Genomic DNA, 24,271 nt, shown 5'->3' with positions numbered 1-24,271 from the left:
TCCTCCGATAGAACTGTCCTGGCTAGAGGGGCGGCCCGAGCGGGGGTGGAGGCGTATCGTCTCCCTGCGCCAAGGGCGCAGTTCGGGAAACAGCTCCTCGATGTCGACCGGGCGGGGTGAGGTGCGGCGGCTCATAGGGGTCTTCCGGTGTGCGAGTTGTGCAGGTCATCGGGGACTGTAAGTGCCATAGCCGACAGTCCACCGCCCGGCCTTGGACCGGACGGGAAGCGGGACGGGAAAGCCGTGGTGTTCGGACTGGGGCTGGGCCTGCGGCTCCCTGCGGACTTCAAGGTGCCCTCCGACCACTGCAGAGCGGGGCGTGTGCGGCACAAGAAGGTGATGGAGTACCCCACCGCCTCAGCCCTTCAACACTTGCTTGTGGAGGCACTGGCAGTGGTTGCGGCCGACGCGTCAGATCAAGCAGGCTGGACGGGTCGACACGTTGTTGGGGTGGATGAGATCGCGCTGAACTTCGACGACGCCTTCCGCATGTTTGAAAGGCCGATCGAGCAACGACAGATCGATGAAAGCTCTGTGTGCGCGCTGCGTGAGATCGACGCGTTGTTCACGAGTATGAGCGGGACCGGGAACAGTATCCGCTGGACGGAGAGCGCCTTATCCAGCGACAAAGGATGGATTCAGGTCCGACGGGTAGCCCGTCAAGTCCTCATCCAGTTGACGGGCCGGTGGGACCACCCCCTGCCCGATATCCAGGTAATCCGTTGCCCCGGAGACCCTGCTCCTGGGGCAGGACAGGGGTGTTCGGTGTGAACGTGACCGTGATGGGGTTGTAGGCGGTCCTGTCGGGAGCAAAAGGGGCACTACAAGCCGTGGTTGGCGCATGGGCCCGCACGGCAGCCGGGGCAGCTGTGGGGTGCTGGTGGGCGGACGCGGGGGTTCCCGGTCCGAGCCCACAGAGTCACGGGATGGCAGAATGCTCCGCGAGGTGGGCTCCCACCTGTACTGGACCTCGCACTGGGGAGCACACACGGAGTAGTCCAGGGCCCCAGACGGGCCTCGCGCCTCGCCTATTCGACTCGTCCACCCCATCTGAACTGGGGGAACAGCGCCCCGGCTATGTCCTCACTCAGGGGCCATCACCGGCGTCACCGCGGCCGCAGGCGGACTCGGCCTGGGCAGGGCGGACTCGGCGGCCTGCGAGCGCTCGGCCGAGGCGACTTCGACGTCAACGCCCTGACACCCTCAGGGACCTGATGAGCGGCGGGACCCTGCGCCCGGACGGGTCCACCGGGAGTTCGACGACTCCTGGTCTCCCCGGTGACGTGAACACGCCGAGTTCCCCGGACAGGCCGTTCCCCAAGGAGGGCGGGGATGAGCCCGCCCCCGAGGGCCCCGCCCCCACATACCCGGACCAGCAGAAGCCGGACCATAGAGGGCCGATGTCTCCCGAGCTCAGGGACAGCGTTCAGCAGGTGCCTCTCCGGGTGCGGCTGGAGGTCAAGACCGCTATGGGACACCTGGGCCTGTTGATCCCCGCCACGAAGCAGAACCGGCACCTGGCGCTGGGACGTACCTTCAGGCCGTCTGGAGCGGCACGGTGGCGGGCGAGCGCTCGAACTGGAGAACCAGGGCACCCAGGACATCCGGGACTACGACGTGGCCAAGGACATCAGCCGCGTGGAACAGCTGACCGGCCACGCGACGGGCTGGAGCGGCGGCGTTGTGCCTGACACGGTCGGAACGGGCCTGTGGGGACGCCCGTTCGGCCTGCAGGCACGGGCAGCAAGGGATCTGTGATCGGGAATTGACCAGTTTCATAAAGTCTGGGTCGGACCATACCGTCTCACTCATTTTGAAAGGTACACCCCCAAGTGAACAGCGCACCCCCTGACCGGGCGAACCCCGGAAAGAAGGCGAAGCCACCGATAGGGCGGAACTTCAACCGGTTCTGGTTCGGGAGCCTGTCCAGCAACCTGGCCGATGGGCTCATGCTCACCGCTCTGCCGCTGATCGCGGCGATGCTCACCAACGACCCCTTACTGGTCTCCCTGCTCGCCGTCGCCCGGTTCCTGCCCTGGCTGCTTTTCGGGCTGTTCGCGGGGGCGGTCGTGGACCGGGTCGACCGGGTCCGGCTGATGGTCGGGGTCAACGTGGTCCGCGCCGCACTGATCGCGGGGCTGGCCGCCGTGGTCGCCACCGGTAGCGCCACCATCTGGGTGCTCATCGTCGTCATGTTCATGGCTATGACCTGTGAGGTCTTCTACGACCTCGCCGGGCGCGCGATGCTGCCCGATATCGTCCGCGCCGGGACCATCGACCGCGCCAACGGCCGCCTGATCAGCGGACAGACCATCACTGAGGACTTCGGTGGCGCCCCGCTGGCCGGTTTCCTGTTCGTGGTCGCCGCCTCGCTGCCGCTGGCGGTCAACGCGGGTGCCTACCTGGTGGGCGCGCTGGTCCTGCTCGGCCTGCCGTTGGCGGTGCGTCGCCCCGCGCAGCCGGAGGGCGCTGAGACCAAGGAGGCGGAACCGAGCGGGAACCCTTTCCGGTCGATCCTCACCGAGATCGGCGCGGGCATGCGCTACACCTTCGGCGACGCATCGCTACGCTCCCTAGTGCTGTTCGGCGCCATCACCAACATCGGCATCATGGCGATGAACGCCGTCATGGTCCTGCTGGTCCGCGACCACTTCGGGGTGCCCGCGGCGCTGTTCGGCGTGTTCATGTCGGCCACGGCGGTCGGCGCGATCATCGGTGCCGCCCTCACCGGCAGGCTGGTCGCCCGCTTCGGCCGCTTCCCGATTCAGGTGGTCGGGTTCCTTCTGCAATCTCTGAGCTGTGTGGTGGTGGGGCTGGCGCCCAACGCCTACACGGCCGCTGCGGCCTGGGTCCTGCTCGGCGGTATAGCGACCGTCTGCAACACCGTGATGGTCAGCGCCATCCAGGTGGTCGTGCCCGGCAGCATGCTCGGCCGGATGATGTCCTGCGCGCAGTGCCTCGGCTACGGGCTCACCCCGGTTGGTTCCCTGCTCGGCGGGCTGATCGGCCGGATCGACCTTCGATTCCCCGCGATCTTCGCCGGGGTGCTCATCCTGGTAGCACTGCTGACGGTGCTTCCCGCGCTGCGGGACTTCGCCCGGCGGGCGGGTGAGGTCGAGCGGGCCGCAAGGGATTGGGAGGCCCGGGAAGGCCAGGTGGACCGGGGCAGAGACCTTGACCAGGGTGAATCGAGGGAGGATCCGGGGCACGAGGAGGGATGGAAGGAACCGTAGGGAAAACTCCGGGGGGTCGATCCGTTGTCGACCCGTTCAACATGAGTGAGAGCAGAGGAGAAGCCCTCGCCGCGCACCTGGGCGTTGGAGGTGGTGGTGATGTTCGGGTCTGGTTCGGTGTTCAAAGCGGTGCGGGTGTCGGGTGAGCGGCGCCTCGATGAGGTACGGGAGTCGTCGTCCACGGTTGCGCTCGCGTGGTCATCGAAGCTGGTACTACTCACCTGAGCTTGGCCACGGCCCTGGTCGTCGGTACCGGGTTCGGGTGGGTGGAGTCGCTTCGTGTGAGGGCGCGTGTGCGGCGTTGGGCAGAGCCCGAGACGGGGAACCGGGCCGTGAGTCCGGCTGAGGGTCGTTCCCGCTGTTCACGCACGGCGGCCCCATCTCCGTGCCTTGAGCGGACCGGGCCCGCTCTCCGCCAAACGTTGAACCCACGGGGGCAGGAGAGCAGGATGCCCCTATGCAGACTCCCCAGCGTTACGACACGGACCGACTCCTCGCCCGACTGGACCGCTTCGACCTCACCCCCTTCGCCCGAGATCTTCGCGCGCGGGTCCGAGAACTGCTGCGCTGCGGACCGGAGGACATGGTCGTGGACGTTGGCTGCGGCGGCGGACGGGCCGTGGCCGAGATCGCCGCCGAAGGGCCGCACGTGGTGGGGGTCGATCTCGACCAGCGGATGCTCGACGCCGCGCGTTCGCGTCTCCCCGACGCGGATCTCCGCCTGGGCGACGCCTACGAACTCCCGCTTGCGGACGCTTCCGCTCAGGGCTATCGGGCAGAAAAGGTCTACCACTCCCTGGACGACCCCGGGAGAGCCTTGGCCGAGGCACGCCGGGTCCTGGCACCCGGAGGCCGTATCGTCCTGGTCGGACAGGATTGGGACGCCTACATGGTGGACGCCGCCGACTCCGGGGTCACCCGCTCCATCCTGCAGTCCTACGCCGATCGGATGCCCGACGCACGCGCGCCCCGGCACCAGCGGGCGCTGCTGCTCGACGCGGGGTTCACCGGCATCGAGGTGGAGGGGAGCGTGCTCGTGCTCACGGACGAGGAGGTCCTGCCCATGCTCATGGCGCTGGCTGAGGCGGCGGAGGAAGCCGATGCAGTCTCAGCGGAACAAGCAGCCTCCTGGTCCGAAGACCAGTGCGAGCGCGCCCGCACTGGGAGGCTCTTCGCTGCCGTTCCCTTCTTCGTGGTCAGCGCCATCCGGCCCTGACCCGGTGGAGCCGTCAGGCAGGGCCGATTCCTGGGAGCGACCGCCCTGACCTGGCAGCGCTTTCACACCAGGTGTTCCCTGCGCACGACCGCCCGCACCCCGCGAGGCTGAAGCGCCAGTGCCGGGTGCGGCCGGACGGCCTGCGAGTCGACCAGTTCCAGTCGCACCCGCGCGCGCAGTTCCCTGGCGATGACCTCTGTCTCGCGCAGAGCCATCGACGCGCCCACACAACCCCTCGGGCCGGCTCCGAAGGGGAAGTAGGCGTGGCGGGGGGTCGGGCCGCGCCCGAACCACCGCTCGGGCCGGAACTCCTCAGGGTCCGGGAACCACCGCTCGTCGCGGTGGGTGACCCACTGGCTCAGACCCAGGACCGTGCCAGGGGGGAGCGTGTAGCCACCTGCCTCGAAGGGGCGCACGGTCTCGCGGCTGATCACCCACGCGGGCGGGTACAGGCGCATCGACTCCTTGGCCGCCGCGAGGGCGTAGCCGTCGTCCGCCATCCGGCCGTCGGCCTCACTGTGCCCTCCCAGAGCGAAGAAGAGCCATGTCAGGGCGTCGGCCGTGGTCTCGTACCCCGACATCAGGAGAGTGGCGAGCTCGTCTCTGACTTCCTCGAAGGGCGGGTCATCGGACAGAAGACGGTCCAGCGCCGTGTCGGAACCCGTGGGCCGGTGGTCGCGGATCAGCGCCGCGAGGGTCTCGTCCAGGGTCCGCAGGGACTGCCTGAGTTCCCGGTTGACGCGGGTCGGCAACCACCTCGAAAGACGCGGAGACGAGGTCAGCCGCATGATGGCCGCCACGGCGGCGGCCAGTGTCTCGCCCCGTTCGCCGAGTTCGCGCCCGGCGATGTGTGTGGCCCCGATCCGCATGGCCAACCCTGACATCTCCCGGTGTACGTCGATGGTCTGGCCGTCACGCCAGGTGTCAACGGTGTGAGCGACGCCCTCACGCGCCACGCGTTCCAGGTGTTCCAAGCGCTCGCTGCGGAAGGCGGGACGGAGCCGAGCGCGTTTGCGTTCCCAGTCCAGACCCTCACTGTTCATCATGGCGAGGGGGAAGCCCGTGGGCCCGCGCCGGACACCCGCACTGATCTTGACGACGTTCTCGCCGCAGTCCACCAGCACCCGGCGGATGTCGTCGGGGTGGACCAGGAGCACGTTCGAGGGGGTGAGGGAAACGACGTCGCCGAACTCGCGGGCCGCGCGGGAGAGGAAGGCGAGCGGGTCGAGCGCGAAGTCGGCGACGTTGGAGGTGCCGCGCCCACCGTGGGGCCCCGGTGGTGCGGAGGTCATGGCCGTCATCGGGTCCGTTCCGGGCGGGGCCCGTGCCCCGAGGGGGCGGCACGGGCCGGTAGAACTGCGGAGTCTTCGAATTCCTAGTAGTAGATGTAGGGGCGGGTCAGCCGGGCGCCGTCGATGATGCGCAGTTTGGCGGCGATGCGGTAGGCGGCTCTCTTCATTGGTTGCTTCCTTCCAGTCAATTCCGGTTCCCCAACGGTTCCGGAGATCGCAGTGAACGCTACGCAAGCCCTACGCGTAAGGGAAAGTAGTGCCCGAGTGAGGTTCACGTGGATACCCGGTGACTAAAGTCTGGCTCCGCGGGAAGGGAGTTACATCACTAGTTTGCCCTCAGAACGTCAAAGCCTGCACTTTCAGCAGACGTAGTAGTTAGTAGTCACTCGGATTCTCTCAACGAGAATCATTTTCACTTCCCGTTGACGGCACGAGCCACGCGGGCGATGCCTCCGATCCGGTTCGGGCAGAGCGTGGTGGCATGCTCCAACACCTTCCAGCGCTCCTTGAGCTCGGCGGCAGTGCGCTCGCCGAGCGCGCGAGCATGCCGCAACAGCGCGTCGCACATCCGGATTCCTGTGTGAAGAGCCCCTTCGCCTTCGCTCACAGGGCGCTTGGCCGGGGCGTGCACGCCAATCCCGGTGCCCCGCGACCGTGTCCCGACTGGATCGATGCCGCCCGCCACCTGGTCGGAGACCAGCACCGCTCCTACCTCGCTCTCGGCGCTCCCGCACAGCACTGGATCGGCACCGCCGCCGGAGCGCCCGCGCAGTTCTTCCGCCGCTGCCTCGCCTCCTGGATCGGCGCGGAGGAAGGCGAATGGGACTGGCTCACCTTCCCCCAGACCGACCGCGTCCAACGTATGAGCAGCCTCCTCACCGCAGGATGACCCACCTAACGCTCACGAAAGCGGGGCCCGTGCCCCGGCGTAGGCTGGGGCGCGTGGTTCACACAGAGAACTTCGTGGGGCGCGGGACCCGTGCCGTCCACACAGCCGCAGACATCCTGGGCATCACCTCGCCCCAAGAGCCTGAGCTGATCCGCGCCGGAGAACGCGCCGTGTTCCGACTCGGCAACGGCCGAGTGATCGCCCGTGTCGAACGCTCCGCCGAGCGTAGGGAGGAAGCGGACCGGGAGGTCCGTGCGGCCCGCTGGCTCGCCGACCAAGGAATCCCGGTCAGTGAGCCTCTCCTCGGTGACCAACCCGTCCTGGCCGAGGACACCGCGGTCACGTTCTGGGAAGCGGTCGACGGACAATGGACGGTTCCCAAAGAGCTGGCGGTCCTGCTGCGCGCCCTGCACCACCTCACACCGCCGCCCACGCTGCACCTCCCGGAGCTGGACCCGTTCGACCGGATCGGCGAACGGATCGACACCGCTCGGCTCAGCGAGCCCCAACGGGACACGCTCCGGCGAGTGCACCGGGACCTCGCCCACCACGTCGACCCCGTCGAACCGGTGCTCGGCCGCCACGTCATCCACGGCGACGCCAACATCGGCAACGTCCTGGCCACCGAGCACGGAACCGTGCTCTTCGACCTGGACGGCATCTGCTGGGGCCCACCGGAGTGGGACCTGGTCCTGACCGCCCTGTATCGGGACCTGGGCTGGCACACCGACGCCGAGTACGCCGACTTCTGCACCGCCTACGGGTTCGACGTCACCGCCTGGAACGGCTATCCGCTCTACAAGGCGGTCCGGGAACTACGCATGACCACCTGGCTCGCGCAGAAGACCGGCGAGAGCCCCGAGATCGACACCGAGATCGAACAGCGCATCACCGACCTGGCCGATCCCGAACGCCCCAGGTCCTGGCGGCCCTACTGAACGCCGGCCACCACCGGGCGGGCCTGGCGCAGGAACCGCGCGGCCTGCGGCTGATCCCGGCAGGGCAGAAGCTGTTTCGCGAAGTCGTCCAGGAACCCGACACAGCGGGCCGATGACGTCCGCCGCACGTGAAGGATCGCCTGCTCGCCGATGTGGCTGGCCTCCTCCACCTCCCCCTGGCCCAGGGCGGCCGGAGGTGACATGGGATTCGGCCGCTGGCACCGAGGATGCCACCCGCTACTACACCCACGCGGGTGAGACCGTGGCGGTGCACGAGAACGACGGTAGTTTGCACCAGATGTTCACCGACCACCACGGCACCGGCCAGATCAGTGTCGACGCGGCGTGGGGGGATGTGACCCAACGCGGGATGACGGTTTTCGGACAGACCCGCTCGACGACCGGTGAGTGGCCGGCAAGCGTGGGTTCGTGGACGGCACCATAGATGCGAGCACCGGGCTGACCCCGTTGGGTGCGCGTTCCTATGACTCGGACCTGGGCCGGTTCGTGTCCGTGGACCCGTTGATGAACCTGGCTGATTCCTAGCAGATGCACGGGTACGCCTACGCCAACAACAGTCCGGCGGATTTGACGGATCCTGACGGACTGATGGTGGCGTCAGGCGGCTCGGGCTCGAGGCGAAGGTCATCAATGACTACTACCGGTTCACGAGTGGTGGGTACGGTAACTACGGTTTTGGTTCGGGTTCCTATGGCTCCTCACCCAGGCCGGTGACTCCTGCTGCCATCGGACTAGAAGCTCCTCGAATTGCTCTCATCATCGTCTGGGCCAGCCACCGATGACAGCGGCAGGTGTTGGAGGTCGCGATTGACGCTGTGGTGCTGTGCGAGAAGATCAGGGGCGACCTGGTCCATCAAGCACACGAGGCGGCCGTGGCAGACGAAGCGCAGACGTTGGAACTCTTCCGGTTCGCGGATCCGGGGCAGAGCGTTGCCTTTGAAGTGGAGTGCGGTGGTCCTTCGACCGGAGGGGAGGTGCGGTACTTCTCCGCCTCCATCGTGCTGGAGAGCGACTTTGTCCATGGTCGGGTCAATCTGGTGGTGTCGGTCGGGGAACTGGAGGACTGGGAGCGTTGCCTGGATGCCCTCCAAGCGGAGGAACGGGTCGAGTGGCCTGCGGGTGGTCGGACCGCTTGGCTGGAGGTGGTGCCCGACGACCCAGTTGAGGTGACCGTGCATGATTCGCCGTCAACGCAGATCACGGTGTGTATGCCGATCGATGACACCTCCGACTGGGTGGAGGAGAACCGGTTGAGGCTCGAACGCGTCCGCAACGTCGTCGAGCCGTGAGTTGTCGCGGGTCCAGGTGTTCCGGTACCACCTCGCATTGCTTGGGCTGTGCCGACACGTAAGAGAGGCCGGTGCCCGCCTGCGGAAGTGGTACGGAGAACGCGAGTGCGAGAGCAGGTGGGGACGGCATATCCGCCCCGACGCCTATGTCCGCTGGAAACAGGGCGATGTGGCGATGGACCCGTTCGTGGAGTACGACACCGGCAGCGAGAGCCTCACCCAGCTCCAGCGGGAGATGCCCGGGTACGCGCGCCTGGCCCGGGAGAGCGGCCTGCCTTCGATCGTGTTGGTGTTGTTCCATTCCGACCAGCGCGACGGCAACGCAGCCCGCACACTCACCGGAGACTGCACCGGCACGGTGGGGGTGATCAGGGTTCACTCCTAAATGCTCCGGGTCGGGGCTGCTCGGAAGAATGATGTGGGTAAGAGGGAATGGCGAATAAGAGGTGGGAGGCTGCCTCGGAGGGGAATGCCCTCGTGGTCGTGGGCGCCGTGATGGGGCAGTGAACCCGTGGTCCGTTGGGTGGTCCTGATACTGGTCCGGAAAGTGCTCCGGTCGGGTGTCCGTGGTGGTCCGGCCATGGGTGGACCACACCTGGCAGCAGTATCAGTGCAGGCCGTCCGGGCTTCGGGGTGGCCCGCCGGCCGCCCCGGCTGTATACCCAAGTGGGTAGTCACCTTCACGTAGGGCGAGCGGTGCCCGGGCGGTACGGGGGCGTGAACGCCCCCGTACACCTCTCCTGCTAAGCTCCTGTATTCCGCATTCGCCCGCCCCTCCCGTCCATCCTGTTCATCACATCATCCTTCTTAGCCATGATCGTATATTGGCGTTCTGTGGAGTGTGTGGTGTGGTCAAGATCGCGCAGATAGGCGAGAGGGACTGCAGTGCGCATTATATTCTCGGGCGTCGTTTTTTCGTGGCCGTTGCGAAGCTGCCTCATGCGCGAGTGAGAGAGTAGTGGCGGTGTCGCGCCTCGTCGGCCTCTCTTCAAAGGGCCCCTGGTGTCAGACTCCGTGCGTGGAGAGGCAGAAGGGATGGCCCGCCGGGTCCAGCAGCACCCGCCACACATCGGGCTGCGGCTGGAACGGGGCCATCACAGCACCCAGGGCCAGCATCCGGTCCTGCGCGGCGTCCAGATCGTTGACGCTCAGTTCGATGTGCGCCTGTTTCTGGTGGGTGGGGTCGGGCCAGGACGGGGGTCGGTAGTCGGCCTGCCGGACGAATCCCAGCCCGGGGGCGTCCGCGCGGCCGAGCAGAACGAAGTCGTCGCTGGAAAACAGCACGGGCAGGTCGAGGGCGTCGCTATAGAAGCGGGCGACCTCGGCCGGGTCCGGGCAATCGAAGTCAACGGAAAGGAATCGGATCGCGAGGGAGGTGTTTCCTGTGCTCATGGTGGGACAGTAGGAGACGACCCGGACAGGTATTGTCCTGGTCCTACACCACACTGGATGGCTGTGATGGGTACCACTTCTCGACTGCTGCGCCTGGTGTCGCTCTTGTCCACACGACCGGTCTGGACCTGCCGCGAATTGGCCGAGCACATGGCGGTCACCGACCGGACGGTCCGGCGTGACATCGCCCGGCTGCGGGACCTGGGCTATGGCATCGAGTCTGATCCGGGACCCTGGGGCGGCTACCGCCTCAGCCCCGGCACCCGATTGCCGCCGCTGGTCCTGGATGACGAGGAAGCGCTCGCCGTGGCCATTGGTTTGCGTTCGGCCGCGCTCAGCGGGGCCCTGGGCGTCGACCAAGCCGCACTGTCAGCCCTTCTGAAGCTCCGACAGTCCCTGCCGAGACGGCTGGCCGGCCGGCTGGGCGAACTCGACGCCACCCTGGCACACACCCCGCGGTCCGAGGAGCCGCAGATCAGCCCGCACAGACTGTTGGAGCTGGCGACGGCATGCCGCGCCGGGATGCGAACCGAACTGTCCTACCGGGACCGCATGGGGCGTTTGACCATCCGGCACGTCGATCCGTACCGCCTCGTCCACACGGGCCTTCGTTGGTACTTCGTCGCCCGCGACGTCGGTCGGGACGAGTGGCGTACCTTCCGGGCCGACCGTGTGACAGGGACGCGGACCACCGCAGAGCCGACTGAACTGGTCGATCCGCCAGACGCCGCGTCACTGGTCTCCCGGAGCATCGCGAGCGTCGTGTACCCGGTGTATGCGACGGTCCGGCTCCCGCTTCCCATGGACCGGGCCCTGGCCGTGGTCCCGCCCACGGTCGGCGCGCACGCTCCCGACGGTCCCGATGCCACGGTGGTCGAGATCGGTGGCAACGACGTGGAACAGCTCGCCGACTACCTACTCGGCCTCGGTACCCCTCTTCGGGTGCTCTCCACCGACGCTGTGCGTGAGGCACTGCTTCGCCGAACCCGCGCACTGCTCGAAGCCAACAGATGACCTTGGTAGGTCTTTCACGATGCCGTGTCCCCGGGCTCAATCCGTCTCTGACTCGAACCGTGATCAGGCCGTCGTGCCGGGTCTGCCGTGGTGCGGGGATACGGCCTCGGACTCCTCACGTGCGGGAACGCCCGGGGTCTGTGGGGTAGGGTCTCGGCTGAAACGACTGTATGCGGCTGGCGGGCGGACCTGGGGCACCCCGCCAGGGTCACGGGATGGCACAATGCTCCGCGAGGTCCTCGCCCACCTGCACTGACCTTGCACTGAGGAGCACACACGGAGCATTTCAGGGCCCCAGACGGGCCTCCCGCTTCGCCTGTTCGACTCGCGAACCCCGTCTGAACTGGGGTTTTGTGGCGCACCCGGCAGGATTCGAACCTGCGGCCATCGGATAGAAGTGCCCTGGTTACGTACCGTCACGTGTCGCTACATACCGTTTCGTGTCACCCCATCCGATCTACGATGTCGTCTGGGGTCGCGCGATGCCGCCCGGTGTTGTTCGGGTCCATAACTGCGGAGCACGAACGGGTCGTTGGCATCGTCCGATGGCGCCTCGCAAGGTCCTCGCTGTGCGACCGGTGCTCGGGTGCACCATCGGGCACGGCGGGAGTCGCAAGCGCAGGCCACGCACAATGAGGCGGGCCCTCAGGCATGACATCACCTCTACGGGTGGTCAGACGAGCCGGTCCAGTTCTTCGCCGATCGCCTCACGCAAGTTGTCATGTTGCGGGCCGAGTGCAGAGTGCTCATCGCTCCAACGCTCACGCGGGTACAGCCATACAGGCCTACCCACGAGATCGGCCGGCTCCCAGGCGAACCGTGGCCACACATGCGCGTGCAGGTAGGGATCGGTATTTCCGAGAATCTCCAGGTTGACCCGCAGGAAGGCGGGGTCCCGCTGCTTGCAGGCGCGTTCAACGGCTTCCCCCAGCCTGTCCATGCCGGACAGGAACGCCAACCGCCTGCTCATGGACAGCTCTGACAACCGCTGTACCCCTGGGTCATCCACCAAGAGCACCGAGTATCCCGGCAGGAACTGAACGTCCCCGATCACCGCGAACCCTGTGTCCAGCCTCCGGAGCACTGTGGGGTTCTCTCCCTGGAGGGCACTACCGATCCGGTCGTTCCGCCAGTCGTAGTTCATGATCTGCATCTTGGCGCACTGCTAATCAGGATGCGTAGCGCGGTGTCTGGTGACGAGTGCGGTGGAGGCTGTGGTGTGTGCCGGGATCGCCTCCCGTCACTCGTGCGAACCTGGAAGCCTCCGAAGGGCGTCAACGGCATCGTGTTGTCGTTGTCGGCCCGCCGACTCACCCACGGCGAGATCCGCGCCCCCTGACCGAGGTCTACCGGGCCAGCGTGTCCGAGCAGACCGTCTCGGCCATCACCGATGGCGCGACGGAGCGCATGGCCGAGTGGCAGAACCGGCCCCTGGGCCAGGTCTGCCCCGTGTTGTTCGTGGACGCGCGATCAACGTCAAGATCCGCGATGGCCAGGTCGCCAACCGGCCGATCTACGTCGTGCTCGGGGTGAGCGCCGAGGGCGAGCGCGACTCGCCTGCCCTGATCGACCCAGTCCACGACCAAGTCCAGGTGCCTGCGGTGCTGATATGGGACATCCACTCCCAGCACACGGCAGGCGGCTCCAGGAGGAGCAGGGCGCAGGGGATGGCCGGGGTGGTCCACCCGCCCAAGTACGCGCACGAGCCGGACCCCGTGGGGACGCGCCGTTCGCCCGTGAAGACGTTCCTGGCCAACCGGGCCCACCGGAGCGTGGACGGGCTGCGAAGGTGATGCGGTCGCGCCTGCGCCCAGTCCAAAGGCGGTCGGTCCTGCCGCGGGGCCTCACCCGATCCGCTCTCCACCATCCTTTACAGACGACCACCTCATCGAATCTCATTGTCCCTCCTCCATGGGTCCATGAGTCAGCGTTGACGCGGCAAAAACGTTCCCGTGGGGCGCCCAGGCAGCCGGTATGCAGTTTTCACACCTGCCTCGAACCAGTCTCTACCGTAGCTTCGGAAAGCATGGTCTGGATCTCAGGACGAACGCTTCACCTCGTACTGGACGAGGAGGTGGGCGCAGTCATGAGCCCGACGCGACATGCCGCCTCGGCGGGGAAAGGGATGCACTCATCCGCTGGTCCACTGGGTGGTGATATCGCGCCGGATGCCGCTGAGCATGTGGCGTTCTCAACGGCAGGCGTTCGGGAATGATCCGAGGTCAGGAGTTTCACTGTCCCAACCTCCCCGGAGACCTCCTGGTCAGAGCGCCGTACGCCTTTGAACTGCGATAACCTCCCTATTCTCACCCGTTGCAAGCCTCTCAAAACTCCTTAATCCGTAGATCATCGACAAAACGTAAACAAGCGAACAAACACCAGGTCAGGACGTTCGCCTCGCCCTGACTTGCCATCGATCGGCGCACCAAAAAAGTTGGCGCCCATCGATTCAGCATGCAGTGAAGAGGTCCCGCTTCCGTCGCAGGGAGCGCACTCTGGTTGAATCTGCTGGTTGAAGCGTTAAACGCGTTCGGGGGGCGCTGATGGTGGCACTCGTGGACCCGCGCCACGAGTCAATCGTGAGCAGGAAAGGACCCAAAAAGTACGCGCAAAGGTATGGACGCCGAGATAACCCCTATGTCACCATCTGGAATGCCACTGACCGAGAAGATGGGCGAGGGAGTTCGTATGATCAAGGGGTACGGTGTGTTCTGCGACGCCGACCGCTACTTCTACGACTCGCCCCACCGCCTCTGGTCGGGTTCCGGCACCTCCGAGGCGGTCGGCGAACGCGGCCAGGTCTTCGAGGCGGCCGAGCGGCCGGCTCCCGAAGGGTGGCAGAGCCACCGCGCCGGCGACTGGCTGGCACTGCGCCCCGTCGAGCACCGCCTTCCGGACCAGGGATGGAAGATCCACGTCTCCGCTTGCCTTGACAACGCGGAATCGGTCCTGGCCCGAGTCTGGGACTACTGTGTGGCACGGGGCGTCTCGTTCAAGTTCATCCCCACCCGGTACCTGTTGCACAACCGGAACGCCAAGTACGCCGATCGAGGGGGCAGCGGGAAGTTCATCACCGTCTACCCGGGCGAGGACGAGTGCGCGTCGGTCGCCGCCGGTCTGGACGCACTCGTGGGTGGCGAACGCGGGCCTTACGTCCTCAGCGACGTGCGCTGGAACGCGGGCCCGGTCTACCTACGCTACGGGAGTTTCACCAGACGGCACTGCTACGACGATCACGGCGAGCCAGTACCCGCGTTGGAGAACGCCGATGGCGTGCTCGTGCCCGACCGGCGCGGTCCGGCCTTCCACACACCGGACTGGGTGACAACCCCCGAATTTCTCCGTCCTCATCTGGAGGCGCGCGGTGCCGTCGACGTCACCGGGCTGCCGTACGACATCGAACGCGCCCTGCACTTCTCCAACGGCGGCGGCGTCTACGCGGGCAGGGACCGTGCCACCGGGGAGCCCGTCGTGCTCAAGGAGGCCCGGCCGCACGCCGGCCTGGCCGCCGACGGAGCCGACGCGGTACGCCGCCTCGAACAGGAGCGCACCGCCCTGGAACGCCTCTCCGGACTGGACTGCACCCCCGAGGTCAAGGACTCCTTCACCCTCGGCGACCACCACTTCCTGGTGATGGAGTACGTCCAGGGCAAGCCGTTGAACTCCTTCTTCGCCCACCGCCACCCCCTGGTCGAGGCCGATCCCGCACCGGAGACGCTGAGGGAGTACGGGCGATGGGCGATGCGCCTGCACGGCTTGGTGGAGGAGGCCGTCGGCGCGGTGCACGATCGCGGCATCGTCTTCAACGACCTGCACCTGTTCAACATCATGGTGTCCGATGACGAGTCCTCGGTGGTACTGCTCGACTTCGAGGCCGCCCGAGACGTCGAGGAGGGCAGCCGACAGACGGTCGCCAACCCGGGGTTCGTCGCCCCGCACGGTCATCGTGGGTTCGATGTGGACCAGTACGCGCTGGCCTGCCTGCGCATCGCCCTCTTCCTGCCCTTGACCAGTGTGCTGGCCATGGACCGGAGCAAGGTCCGGCACCTGGCCGCGGAAGCCGCACGCGTCTTCCCCGAAGCCAGGGAGTTCCTGGAGGCCGGAGTCGCGGAGATCATGCGCGAGCCGGACCGCGGACCGGGGACGGGAACCTCCTCGGAGGAGACTCGCCCGGCCGTCACCGGGGCGTACGAGCCCTACCCGCCTGCTGAACCGGGGGACTGGCCGCGCAGTCGGGACTCGATGGTCCGAGCCATCCTCGCCTCGGCCACCCCCGAAAGGGACGACCGCTACTTTCCCGGCGACATCGCCCAGTTCACGACGGCGGGCGGCGGGCTCTCCTTCGGCTACGGCGCCGCCGGGGTGCTCTACGCCCTCGCCGAGAGCGGCGCCGCACGGTGCTCCGATGCCGAGGAATGGCTGCTGCGGCACAGTAAGGAGCCCGCGTCAGGAACGCCGCTGGGCTTCTTCGACGGCCTCTCGGGGCTGGCCTGGACCCTGCGCCGCCTCGACCACGAGGAGCCGTCCCTGGCACTGGCCGAACTGGTCCTGGCACAGTCGTGGGAGGGGCTCGGCCCTGGACTGCACAGCGGGACGGCCGGAATCGGCTTGGCCCTGGACTCCCTGGCCACCGACACCGGGGAGGAGGAGCTGCGCTCGGGCGCGCTCCGCTGCGCGGAACTGGCCGCACACGGATTGTTGGACGTCCCGCCCGAGCGCCGTCGCGCCGGGCTGCTCCACGGGGGCGCGGGTGTGGCCCTGCTCTGCCTGCGCCTGTACGAGCACAACGGTGACACCGCCCTGCTCGATCTGGCACAGCGGGCACTCCGGACCGACCTCGACCGCTGCACCACCAGCGCTTTCGGCACACTCCAGGTGGACGAGGGGTGGCGGACCATGCCCTACCTCGGTGCGGGCAGCGTCGGGGTGGGGATCGTGCTCGACGACTACCTGGAGCACCGTTCAGACGAGGCGTTCGAGCTGGCCCGGCCTGAGATCGTCGGGGCCGCGCGATCCAGCTTCTACGCCCAGCCCGGCCTCTTCCGGGGGTTGGCCGGCATGATCCTGTACCTGAGCCGGACGAACACCCCCGGACCAGGTACCGGGCCCGCCGAGGTGCGTCGCCAGATCGACGCCCTGTCCCGGTACGCCATGCGCTACCAGGACCACCTGGCCTTCCCGGGAGAACAGATGATGCGGCTCTCCATGGATCTTTCCACGGGCACTGCGGGGTGTCTGCTCGCGCTCACCGCGGCACAGAGCGAACAGCCCGCCCAACTGCCCTTCCTTCCTCCGCTGCTGCGGACCCAGAACCGGCCACTGCCATGGTCCGGAACAAATGAATAGAAGAGAAGAAAACACCTAACGAAAGGATATCAGCCATGACTCTGCTCGACCTGCAGTCCCTGGAGACCGCCAAGGAAGAGGCGCACGGCGAGGTCGCGGGTACCAGTACCGCCAGCCTCCTTCTGTGCGGTGACAGCAGCCTGAGCGTCACCACCTGCTAGGCGCGCGCCGCGGATGAGCGCGGCGCAACCGGGCCGTGGGGTCGCAGGCCGACCCCACGGTGTCGGGTCCGGTGCACGGACCCCTTTCGGCCCGGCGGCGCCCCTGGGCGCCGCCGGGCTCCGCCACGAGCCATGCAGGAAGGCGACCGGATGGTGACCACCCGCCCTCGTGACGGTGCGACCGACAACGGCGCCGCACGGTCCGCGGACGCCCTGCTCGCCCGCGTGACCCGGGTGAGCGCCACGCGTACTGCGGGAATCGTGCTGTGCGCCGCCGCGGCTGCGGCCGCTTCGCTCGCCTTGCCCGCCGTGCTCGGCCTCACCCTCGACCTGCTCTTGCAGGGCGACGCGGAGGCCGCACGCATGCTCGCGGCGGCCGTGGCCCTGACCGCCGCCCAGGTAGCGCTGGAGGCGGCCGTCGCGCTCCTGGCGGGCACGGTCGGCGCACGGTCCACCGCCTGGCTGCGACTGCGGGCGGTCCGGCGGCTGATGGCCGCCGCGCCCCACGCCGTGAACCGGTTCTCCCCCGGCGACGTGGCGACCCGGCTCTCGGTGAACGCCACCGAGGCCGGGGCCGCCCCGGCCGGTGCGGCCCAGATCGTCGCGGCGGTGCTCGCTCCCACTGGAGCCCTGGTCGCCCTGTTCGTGATCGACCCGTGGATCGGAGCAGCCTTCCTCCTGGGACTGCCGGTCCTGGGTCTGCTGCTGTGGTCGTTCGCCCGCGACTCCTCCGACAGCGTCTCCAGGTACCAGCGGGTGCAGTCCCTGATCGCGACGCGGCTGACGGACGCCCTGGGCGGCGCGCGGGCCATCGCTGCCGCCGGGACGGTGGACGAGGAACGCGCCCGCGTTCTGCTGCCCTTGGGGGAGCTCGGAACCGAGGGGAGGCGAATGTGGTCGGTGCACGGCTCCGCGATGGCGCGCAGCGGAGTACTCATGCCCTTGCTCATCACCGCCGTGCTCGCCGTCGGCGGATTCGGCCTGGCGGACGGGAGGATCAGCGTCGGAGACCTGTTGGCGGTATCCCGGTACGCAGCGCTGGCCGCAGGACTGGGGTCGGTGGCCGGTCCGCTCGGAGCACTGGTCCGCGGTAGGACGGCGGCCCGCCGGGTGGGCGCGCTCCTCACAGTCCCCTCCCTGGCCCACGGACGGACGGAACTTCCCCCCGGCGGCCCCGGAACGCTGGAGCTGCGCGGCGTCGGGGTGAATCTCGACGGCGTGTGGGTGCTGCGCGGCGTCGACCTGCGCGTGCCCGGCGGCCGGACGGTGGCCGTCGTTGGACGTTCCGGCTCCGGCAAGTCGACGCTTGCGGCCGTCGCCGGACGGCTCGCCGCCCCCGACGAGGGCGAGGTCCTCTTGGACGGTGTACCACTCGACGCCGTGGCGGACGACGTGCTTCGCCGGGAGGTCGGGTACGCGTTCGAGCGGCCCTCGCTCCAGGGCGCCACCGTCGGGGACGCGATCGCGTCGGGCGCCGAGACCGCCTCTGCCGAAGGCGTACGGTTGGCCGCACGGGCGGCCGGAGCCGACGACTTCGTCCGGGCGCTTCCCGGGGGGTACGACACACCGCTGGACGAGGCGCCTCTCTCCGGCGGGGAGCTGCAACGGCTGGGACTGGCGCGGGCGTTTGCCCACGCGGGACGGCTGATGATCCTGGACGACGCCACCTCAAGTCTCGACACGGCGACCGAACGGCGAGTGGACCGGGCGCTGGCGCATGAGGTCCGTCCTGGCACCCGCGTCCTCATCGCCCACCGGCTCTCGACCGCTGCACGCGCGGACCTCGTGGTGTGGCTGGACGACGGCCGTGTCCGGGCCGTACGCACACACGCCGAGCTGTGGCGGGACCCCGACTACCGGGCAGCCTTCGGACACGCCGACGCCGCCGCCGGCCGGGGGAGGAAATGAAGCCCGGGACGGCCGCCCGGCGCCCACAGCGGTCCGGACGCACCAGCCCGACACCCAGCGGCCCCAAGCCGCGGCGGGGGGCCGGCCGCCGCCGGCGCACGCTGCACGGACTGATGCCGCATGCCTGGCCCTTCCTGTGGCGTCACAGGCGTACGCTGCTGCGCCTGGGCGCGTGGTCGCTCGTGGAGTCCGCGCAGACGTTCCTCGTCGGGATCTGCCTGGCGCGCGCCCTGGACCAGGGGTTCATGGCGGGGCGGCCCACCGCTGGCCTGGTGTGGCTGGCCGTCGCCGCAGGCTCCATCTTCTTGGCCGGACCCGCTCTGCGCGGTGTGTTCGGTCAGCTCGCCGGACTGGTGGAACCGCTGCGGGACGGGCTGGTCAGGCGCGCGGTCGAGCAGGCCCTGCGCCGAGCCGTGGCCGATCCCGCACGGGCAGCGGGGGCCGAGCGAGCCTCGGTCTCACGGCTCACCCAGCAGACGGAGATCGCACGGGACAGCTTCGCCGGACTGGTCCTGACGGTACGGTCCTTCCTGTTCACCGCGGTGGGAGCGCTCGCGGGGATGCTCACCCTTGCTCCCGAGCTGCTGCTGGTCGTCGTACCGCCCATGCTGCTCGGGCTGGTGCTCTTCCTCCTCACACTCGTTCCCATGGCGGCAGCGCAAAGGCGGTTCCTCGACGCCGACGAGGCGTTCACCGACCGTGCGCGGAGCCTGCGGGGCGAGCTGCGCGACCTGGTGGCCTGCGGGACTGCGGACGCCGCGGTCGGCGGGGCCAGGACCCTGATCGACGAGGCCGCGGCGTCGACGCGGTCCCTGGCCCGGTGGACGGCCGTGAGGACCCTGGCACTCGGCGTGGCTGGGCAGCTCCCCGTCATCCTGCTGCTCGTCGCTACACCGTGGCTGCGCGACCAGGGAGTCACCACAGGAGCGCTCATGGGCGCTCTGGCCTACCTCGTGCAGTCCCTGCTGCCGGCGCTCCAGACGATGATGACCGCCGTGGGCGCTGCGGGCAGCCGCCTCGTGGTGGTCCTCGACCGGTTTGTGCCCGGGGAGGGGGACGGCGCAGTCGAGGAAGACCTACCGGCCGCGGAGGCCGGTGGCCACGGGGCGTGTGCCCTCCCCGGTCCAGTGGCGGCACCGGCGGTGTGGTGCCGCGAGGTACGGGTGTCCTACGGAGAGGGAACGCGACCCCTGGTGGAGGGGTTCGAACTCTCGGTCGAGACCGGGGAGCACATCGCGGTCGTCGGCCCGAGCGGGATCGGCAAGTCGACGCTGGCACACGCGCTGTCCGGACTCCACGCCCCGGACGAGGGCGACGTGCGGCTGGCGGGCTGGGCGGTGAACGGGCGTTCCCCCCGGGATCTGGCCCGGATGCGGGTTCTCCTCCCCCAAGAGGGCTACGTCTTCGCCGGATCGGTCCGGGAGAACCTCGCCCAGTTGGAGCCCGGCGCCGGGGACGACCGCATCGCCCGTGCGGTGGAGGCGCTGCGCCTCGGGCCGCTGGTGGACCGCCTCGGTGGCCTGGAGGCCGATGTGGACCCCGGGACCCTCTCCGCGGGGGAGCGGCAGGCGCTATGCCTGGGCCGGGCGTACGTGTCCCCGGCACCACTGCTCATCCTGGACGAGTCGACCTGTCATCTGGACCCGGACGCAGAGGCACACGCGGAGGAGGCGTTGGCGAATCGGCCGGGCACGACACTGATCGTCATCGCGCACCGGCTGTCGTCGGCGCTGCGGGCCGACAGGATCCTCCTCTTGGACGGCGCGGACACGGTGTTCGGCACGCATGAGTCCCTGCTGCGAGGCTCCCCGCTCTACCGGGACCTGTCGGGGCATTGGAACTCGTCCAACTGAGAGCGCGCGCTCTCAGAGTTGAAGGACGAGTACGGCACGGTTGATCTTTCCGGCCCGGGGCGGGCAGCACCGTAGCCGACGGAGGATGTCCCGGGAAGGAAGAGGGACGTTCCCCCCGAGTAGTGGACATCTCCGACACTGGTAACACGAGGAGGAATCCACCCCATGGTCATGAAGGTCTACCCGCCCGAGTTCAAGGCCGACGCCATCGCCCTGTACCGGTCCCGTCCCGGCGTGACGATCGCTCACATCGCCGAGGAACTCGGCATCAACCGCGAGACCCTGCGCAACTGGATCCGCAAAGACGACGACGCACGCTCAACAGGCACCACCGCGCCCACCCGCTCCCGCCCCAGCACCTCCCCGGCCGCCCGGAGAGCCTGAAACAGGAGAACGAGCGGCTACGCGCCCAGGTCGCCGAGCTCACCACCGAACGCGAGATCCTGCGCAAGGCAGCCGCCTATGCCGCCGGAGAGATGAAACTGTGAGCCGCTTCGGTTTCGTCGACGACCGCTCCGGAACCTACGGCGTCAAGCAGCTGTGCGCGGTGCTTGGCCTGTCCCGGTCGGGCTTCTACGCCTGGAAGAAGGGCGGGGCCGCACGTGCCGAGCGGGCCGCGCGTGATGCGGAGCTGACCGCGGCGATCCGCCGGATCCACGACCAGGACCCGGCCTACGGGGAGCCGCGGATCACCGCCGAACTGCGAGAACAAGGACATGACGTCAACCACGAACGAGTGGAACGGCTGATGAGAGCGGCCGGGATCGAAGAGCTGCACCCGCGCACGAAGGTGCGCACCACCGCGTGCGAGCCCTCCGATCAGCCGGTACCTGACCTGGTCGGACGCGACTTCACCGCCGAGCGCCCCAACAGCCGCTACGTCGGCGACATCACCTACCTGCCCGTGGAGGGCGGCCGGTTCCTCTACCTGGCCACCGTCATCGACCTGTACTCGCGCCGTCTGGTGGGTTGGTCCATCGCCGACCACATGCGCACCGAACTGGTGGCGGACGCCTTGGAGGCGGCCCGGGCCGAGCGCGGGTGTGTGGCCGGGGCCCTTTTTCACTCCGATCAGTACACCTCGGCCGCCTTTGCCCGGGTGTGTGGCCGGTTGGGGGTGGTCCAGTCGATGGGGGCCGTGGGCTCTTCAGCGGACAATGCCGCCGCGGAGTCGTTCAACGCCAGCCTCAAGCGCGAGACGTTGGAGGGAAAGGGCTTGAAGCGGTGGGCGAACACCCGCCTGGGTGACGGGGAGGCCGATATCCGCACCCAGGTGGTCACGTTGGGTTGGAAGACGGTGACGACTACTCCGAAGAGCGCGGCCGGCCAGCGCACGATCACGCTGGACAAGGACACGGTGCGGGGGTTGCGGTCCTGGAGGAGGTTCCAGAATGAGGCCCGACTCGCGGCGGGCCGGGGGTGGGTGGACTCGGGGCTGGTGTTCACCCGTAAGGACGGGTCGGGGTGGCATCCGGGGGAGGTGACCCGCTGGTTCAACCGGGTGGTGAGGGCGGTGGGGCTGTCGCCGATCCATCTGCACGGGCTCCGTCACGGGGCTGCCTCTCTCGCGTTGGCGGCGGGGGCGGATGTGAAGGTGGTCTCCGGCGAGCTCGGCCACGCCACGACGCATTTCACTCAGGACACGTATCAGACGGTGTTCCCGGAGGTGGCCCGGGCGGTGGCGGAGGCGACGGCGGCCCTGCTCAAACCCGTGAGCCGGTAGCGGTGGTGTAGCCGGTCCGGCGAGCACACCAGGAGCCGCATGGCCCTACAGGCCCCAGGTCGCGCGGGATGTTCACCCGCTTTGGTCTGGGGTTTCCTTGTGCCCGAGGGCGCTACCCCATCGGATCAAAGGTCTGCTGGATTCGTGGTCAATCGACCCTCCATAGGCGTGCGGTGCTGTCGTAGCTTCCGGTGGCAAGGAGGTTGCCGTCGGGGCTGAACGCCACCTCCCACACGCCGCTGTTGTGTCCGGTGAAAGTGGCTTCAGGGCGTGTGTTGTGTCCGGTGAAAGTGGCTTTAGGGCGTGGGTCTGATACCGGCCACAGCAGGGCGGAGACCAGCGCGATGGCTACCACTGCGCTGGTGTAGTACGGCCACCTCTTCCGCTGCGGTTTCTGCCTGCGGGGGTCTTTCCGTGTGGGGGCGGGCCGTGGGACAGGCGCGGGTGCGGGTGCGGGCGGTGGTGACTGGACTCTGGTCGGTTGCGGGGCGGCGGCCGGTTCGGTTCCGGAGCGGGGGGCGGCTTGTGGCAGTGACGGGGGCTTTGCTGGGGCTGGCGGGTCCGGTGCGGCAGGGGCCGGGGGTTCTGGTTGCGTGAGTGGGGCGGGGTGTGCCTTCGGTGGGCGGCTGCTGTGTGGTGGCCAGGAGTCGTGGAGGTCGTGGTCGGTGAAGCGGGCCAGGATCTGGTCCGGGGTGGGGCGCTGGGTGGGGTCGTGGTTCCAACAGGCGGTGATCAGGTCCCGGGTGACCGGGTCGATGTCGCCGGGGTCGGGTGGTGGGCTGATCAGGCGGCGCAGGGTCTCGGCCATCGTGGCGCCGTTGAAGGGGTTGGCACCGGTGGCGGCGTAGGCCAGCACGGTGCCCAGGGAGAACAGGTCTGAGGCCGGGCCGACGCGGGAGCCGTCGGTCTGCTCGGGGGACATGTAGGGCAGGGTGCCGAAGACGGCGCCGTGCGTGGTCATGCTGTCGGCGTCCAGGGGGCGGGCGATACCGAAGTCGATGATGCGGGGGCCGTCGTGGGCCAGGATGATGTTGCCGGGTTTGAGGTCGCGATGCACTAGGTCGCAGCCGTGGATGGCCTTGAGTCCTTCGGCCAGGCCGGTGGCCAGGACGTGCAGGGCGGGTGGGGTGATGGGCCCGCCCTCGCGGACAGTCTCTGTCAACGTGGGGCCGGAGATGTAGGCGGTGGCGATCCAGGGTGCGTCGGCGTGAGGGTCGGCATCCACGATCTGGGCGGTGTGGAAACCGCCGACGCGGCGGGCGGCCTCGGCCTCGCGGGCGAAGCGGGCGCGGAAGCCGGTTTCGGAAGCGAGTTCGGGGCGGATGGCCTTGACGACGAGCTGGCGTCCGGAGGTGGTGCGGGCGAGGTAGACCTGGCCCATGCCGCCGGTACCCAGACGCGCGGTCAGCTTGAATTCGCCGATGTGTGGGGGGTCGGTGGGGTGAAGGGGTTCCACGGGGGCTTTCTGCCAGGGGAGGGCTGGGGTGGTGATGGGTACCTGGTGTGTCAGGTGGAGAACTCGTGGGTTGGTGGACCGGTGGGTGGGGGGCGGGGCTGGTTTGCTGTGGTGTGCTTCATGCCATCTGATTGTGGCGCGCGAGGCCCTTTGGGGTAAGAGGTTTGGGGTTGATCGGCCGTTTCCGGCCCCTGGGGTATCGCGGGCCCAGGGGCCGGGATCGCCGGTGTTAGGGCGGTTGTGAGGCGCTGGTGGGCGCGCACGGGGGCGCCCCGGCCGGGGCGCGCAGGGTCACGGGACGGCAAAATGCTCCGCGAGGTGCGGCCCCACTTGTACTGGACCTTGCACTGGGGAGCACACATGGAGCATTTCAGGGCCCCAGACGGGCCTCGTGCCTCGTCTGTTCGACTCGCGAACCCCGTCTGACCTGGGGTTTTGTGGCGCACCCGGCAGGATTCGAACCTGCGGCCATCGGATTAGAAGTTCGCTGGTTACGTACCGTGGCGTGTCGCTACGTACCGTTTCATGCCACCCCATCCG

At 68.4% G+C, this 24,271-nt stretch carries 20 protein-coding genes and 2 pseudogenes; 15 read left to right on the top strand and 7 right to left on the bottom strand.

Annotation, left to right across the window (positions count from 1 at the left end):
• Window positions 1–243 precede the first annotated feature (243 nt).
• The 4 genes from M1P99_RS23755 (at window position 244) to M1P99_RS23740 (ending at window position 4,449) form a co-directional block, all read left to right on the top strand.
• Window positions 244–771: a hypothetical protein gene (locus M1P99_RS23755; RefSeq protein ID WP_304454792.1), complete on the top strand. Its 528-nt coding sequence runs from the start codon at window positions 244–246 to the stop codon at window positions 769–771.
• Between the two features lie 846 nt (window positions 772–1,617).
• Window positions 1,618–1,758, top strand: a complete 141-nt coding sequence (locus M1P99_RS23750; RefSeq protein WP_304454791.1) for a hypothetical protein — start codon at window positions 1,618–1,620, stop codon at window positions 1,756–1,758.
• A 74-nt stretch (window positions 1,759–1,832) separates the two neighbouring features.
• A complete protein-coding gene (locus tag M1P99_RS23745) occupies window positions 1,833–3,233 on the top strand; it encodes an MFS transporter (RefSeq protein WP_304454790.1) in 1,401 nt (466 codons plus the stop codon).
• 457 nt (window positions 3,234–3,690) lie between these two features.
• Window positions 3,691–4,449 carry a methyltransferase domain-containing protein gene (locus M1P99_RS23740; protein WP_304454789.1) on the top strand — a complete coding sequence of 253 codons (759 nt, stop codon included), beginning with the start codon at window positions 3,691–3,693 and terminating at the stop codon, window positions 4,447–4,449.
• 62 nt (window positions 4,450–4,511) lie between these two features.
• On the opposite strand, the gene M1P99_RS23735 is transcribed toward M1P99_RS23740, so the two are convergent.
• The 3 genes from M1P99_RS23735 to M1P99_RS23725 all read right to left on the bottom strand — a co-directional run bounded on the left by M1P99_RS23735 (window position 4,512) and on the right by M1P99_RS23725 (window position 6,309).
• Window positions 4,512–5,750, bottom strand: a complete 1,239-nt coding sequence (locus tag M1P99_RS23735; protein WP_304454788.1) for a cytochrome P450 — start codon at window positions 5,748–5,750, stop codon at window positions 4,512–4,514.
• A gap of 74 nt (window positions 5,751–5,824) precedes the next feature.
• On the bottom strand, window positions 5,825–5,929 hold the full coding sequence (locus M1P99_RS23730; RefSeq protein ID WP_304454787.1) for a cittilin family RiPP precursor: 105 nt from the start codon (window positions 5,927–5,929) through the stop codon (window positions 5,825–5,827).
• 224 nt (window positions 5,930–6,153) lie between these two features.
• A complete protein-coding gene (locus M1P99_RS23725; protein WP_304455853.1) occupies window positions 6,154–6,309 on the bottom strand; it encodes a hypothetical protein in 156 nt (51 codons plus the stop codon).
• A 12-nt stretch (window positions 6,310–6,321) separates the two neighbouring features.
• Between M1P99_RS23725 and M1P99_RS23720 the strand changes: the two genes are divergently transcribed.
• Window positions 6,322–6,630, top strand: coding sequence for a hypothetical protein (locus M1P99_RS23720; RefSeq protein WP_304454786.1), 309 nt, complete (start codon window positions 6,322–6,324; stop codon window positions 6,628–6,630).
• Window positions 6,631–6,683: 53 nt separating this feature from the next.
• Complete coding sequence (locus M1P99_RS23715; RefSeq protein ID WP_304454785.1) at window positions 6,684–7,568, top strand: phosphotransferase enzyme family protein; 885 nt, start codon at window positions 6,684–6,686, stop codon at window positions 7,566–7,568.
• Here M1P99_RS23715 and M1P99_RS23710 read toward each other — a convergent pair.
• Complete coding sequence (locus M1P99_RS23710) at window positions 7,562–7,771, bottom strand: hypothetical protein (protein WP_304454784.1); 210 nt, start codon at window positions 7,769–7,771, stop codon at window positions 7,562–7,564. The genes M1P99_RS23715 and M1P99_RS23710 overlap by 7 nt on opposite strands.
• 609 nt (window positions 7,772–8,380) lie before the next feature.
• On the opposite strand from M1P99_RS23710, the gene M1P99_RS23705 reads away from it, so the two are divergent.
• A complete protein-coding gene (locus M1P99_RS23705) occupies window positions 8,381–8,878 on the top strand; it encodes a DUF5959 family protein (protein ID WP_304454783.1) in 498 nt (165 codons plus the stop codon).
• Between the two features lie 16 nt (window positions 8,879–8,894).
• Window positions 8,895–9,263, top strand: a complete 369-nt coding sequence (locus M1P99_RS23700) for a replication-relaxation family protein (RefSeq protein ID WP_304454782.1) — start codon at window positions 8,895–8,897, stop codon at window positions 9,261–9,263.
• Window positions 9,264–9,883: 620 nt separating this feature from the next.
• On the opposite strand, the gene M1P99_RS23695 is transcribed toward M1P99_RS23700, so the two are convergent.
• The gene (locus tag M1P99_RS23695; protein WP_304454781.1) at window positions 9,884–10,270 is read right to left on the bottom strand and encodes a VOC family protein; all 387 of its coding nucleotides are present in this window, start codon (window positions 10,268–10,270) and stop codon (window positions 9,884–9,886) included.
• 66 nt (window positions 10,271–10,336) lie between these two features.
• Between M1P99_RS23695 and M1P99_RS23690 the strand changes: the two genes are divergently transcribed.
• Window positions 10,337–11,284 (top strand): YafY family protein, encoded by a 948-nt coding sequence (locus M1P99_RS23690; protein ID WP_304454780.1) that lies wholly within the window; start codon window positions 10,337–10,339, stop codon window positions 11,282–11,284.
• 673 nt (window positions 11,285–11,957) lie between these two features.
• Here M1P99_RS23690 and M1P99_RS23685 read toward each other — a convergent pair.
• Window positions 11,958–12,428, bottom strand: coding sequence for a diadenosine tetraphosphate hydrolase (locus tag M1P99_RS23685; protein ID WP_304454779.1), 471 nt, complete (start codon window positions 12,426–12,428; stop codon window positions 11,958–11,960).
• Window positions 12,429–12,554: 126 nt separating this feature from the next.
• Here M1P99_RS23685 and M1P99_RS23680 point away from each other — a divergent pair.
• The 6 genes and pseudogenes from M1P99_RS23680 to M1P99_RS23655 form a co-directional block, all read left to right on the top strand.
• Window positions 12,555–12,837, top strand: a pseudogene (locus M1P99_RS23680) (transposase); the annotation flags it as partial.
• 1,135 nt (window positions 12,838–13,972) lie between these two features.
• Complete coding sequence (lanKC, locus tag M1P99_RS23675; RefSeq protein ID WP_304454778.1) at window positions 13,973–16,630, top strand: class III lanthionine synthetase LanKC; 2,658 nt, start codon at window positions 13,973–13,975, stop codon at window positions 16,628–16,630.
• A gap of 35 nt (window positions 16,631–16,665) precedes the next feature.
• A complete protein-coding gene (locus M1P99_RS23670; RefSeq protein WP_304454777.1) occupies window positions 16,666–16,791 on the top strand; it encodes a SapB/AmfS family lanthipeptide in 126 nt (41 codons plus the stop codon).
• Window positions 16,792–16,941: 150 nt separating this feature from the next.
• A complete protein-coding gene (locus M1P99_RS23665) occupies window positions 16,942–18,699 on the top strand; it encodes an ABC transporter ATP-binding protein (RefSeq protein ID WP_304454776.1) in 1,758 nt (585 codons plus the stop codon).
• A 113-nt stretch (window positions 18,700–18,812) separates the two neighbouring features.
• Window positions 18,813–20,552 carry an ABC transporter ATP-binding protein gene (locus M1P99_RS23660; protein WP_304454775.1) on the top strand — a complete coding sequence of 580 codons (1,740 nt, stop codon included), beginning with the start codon at window positions 18,813–18,815 and terminating at the stop codon, window positions 20,550–20,552.
• 165 nt (window positions 20,553–20,717) lie between these two features.
• A pseudogene (locus tag M1P99_RS23655) lies at window positions 20,718–22,275 on the top strand (IS3 family transposase).
• Between the two features lie 148 nt (window positions 22,276–22,423).
• Here the strand turns inward: M1P99_RS23655 and M1P99_RS23650 are convergent.
• Window positions 22,424–23,731 (bottom strand): protein kinase, encoded by a 1,308-nt coding sequence (locus tag M1P99_RS23650; protein ID WP_304454774.1) that lies wholly within the window; start codon window positions 23,729–23,731, stop codon window positions 22,424–22,426.
• Window positions 23,732–24,271 lie beyond the last annotated feature (540 nt).

Source organism: Nocardiopsis sp. YSL2 (assembly GCF_030555055.1).
Taxonomy (GTDB): domain Bacteria; phylum Actinomycetota; class Actinomycetes; order Streptosporangiales; family Streptosporangiaceae; genus Nocardiopsis.
This window is presented reverse-complemented; position numbering and strand designations above follow the sequence as displayed.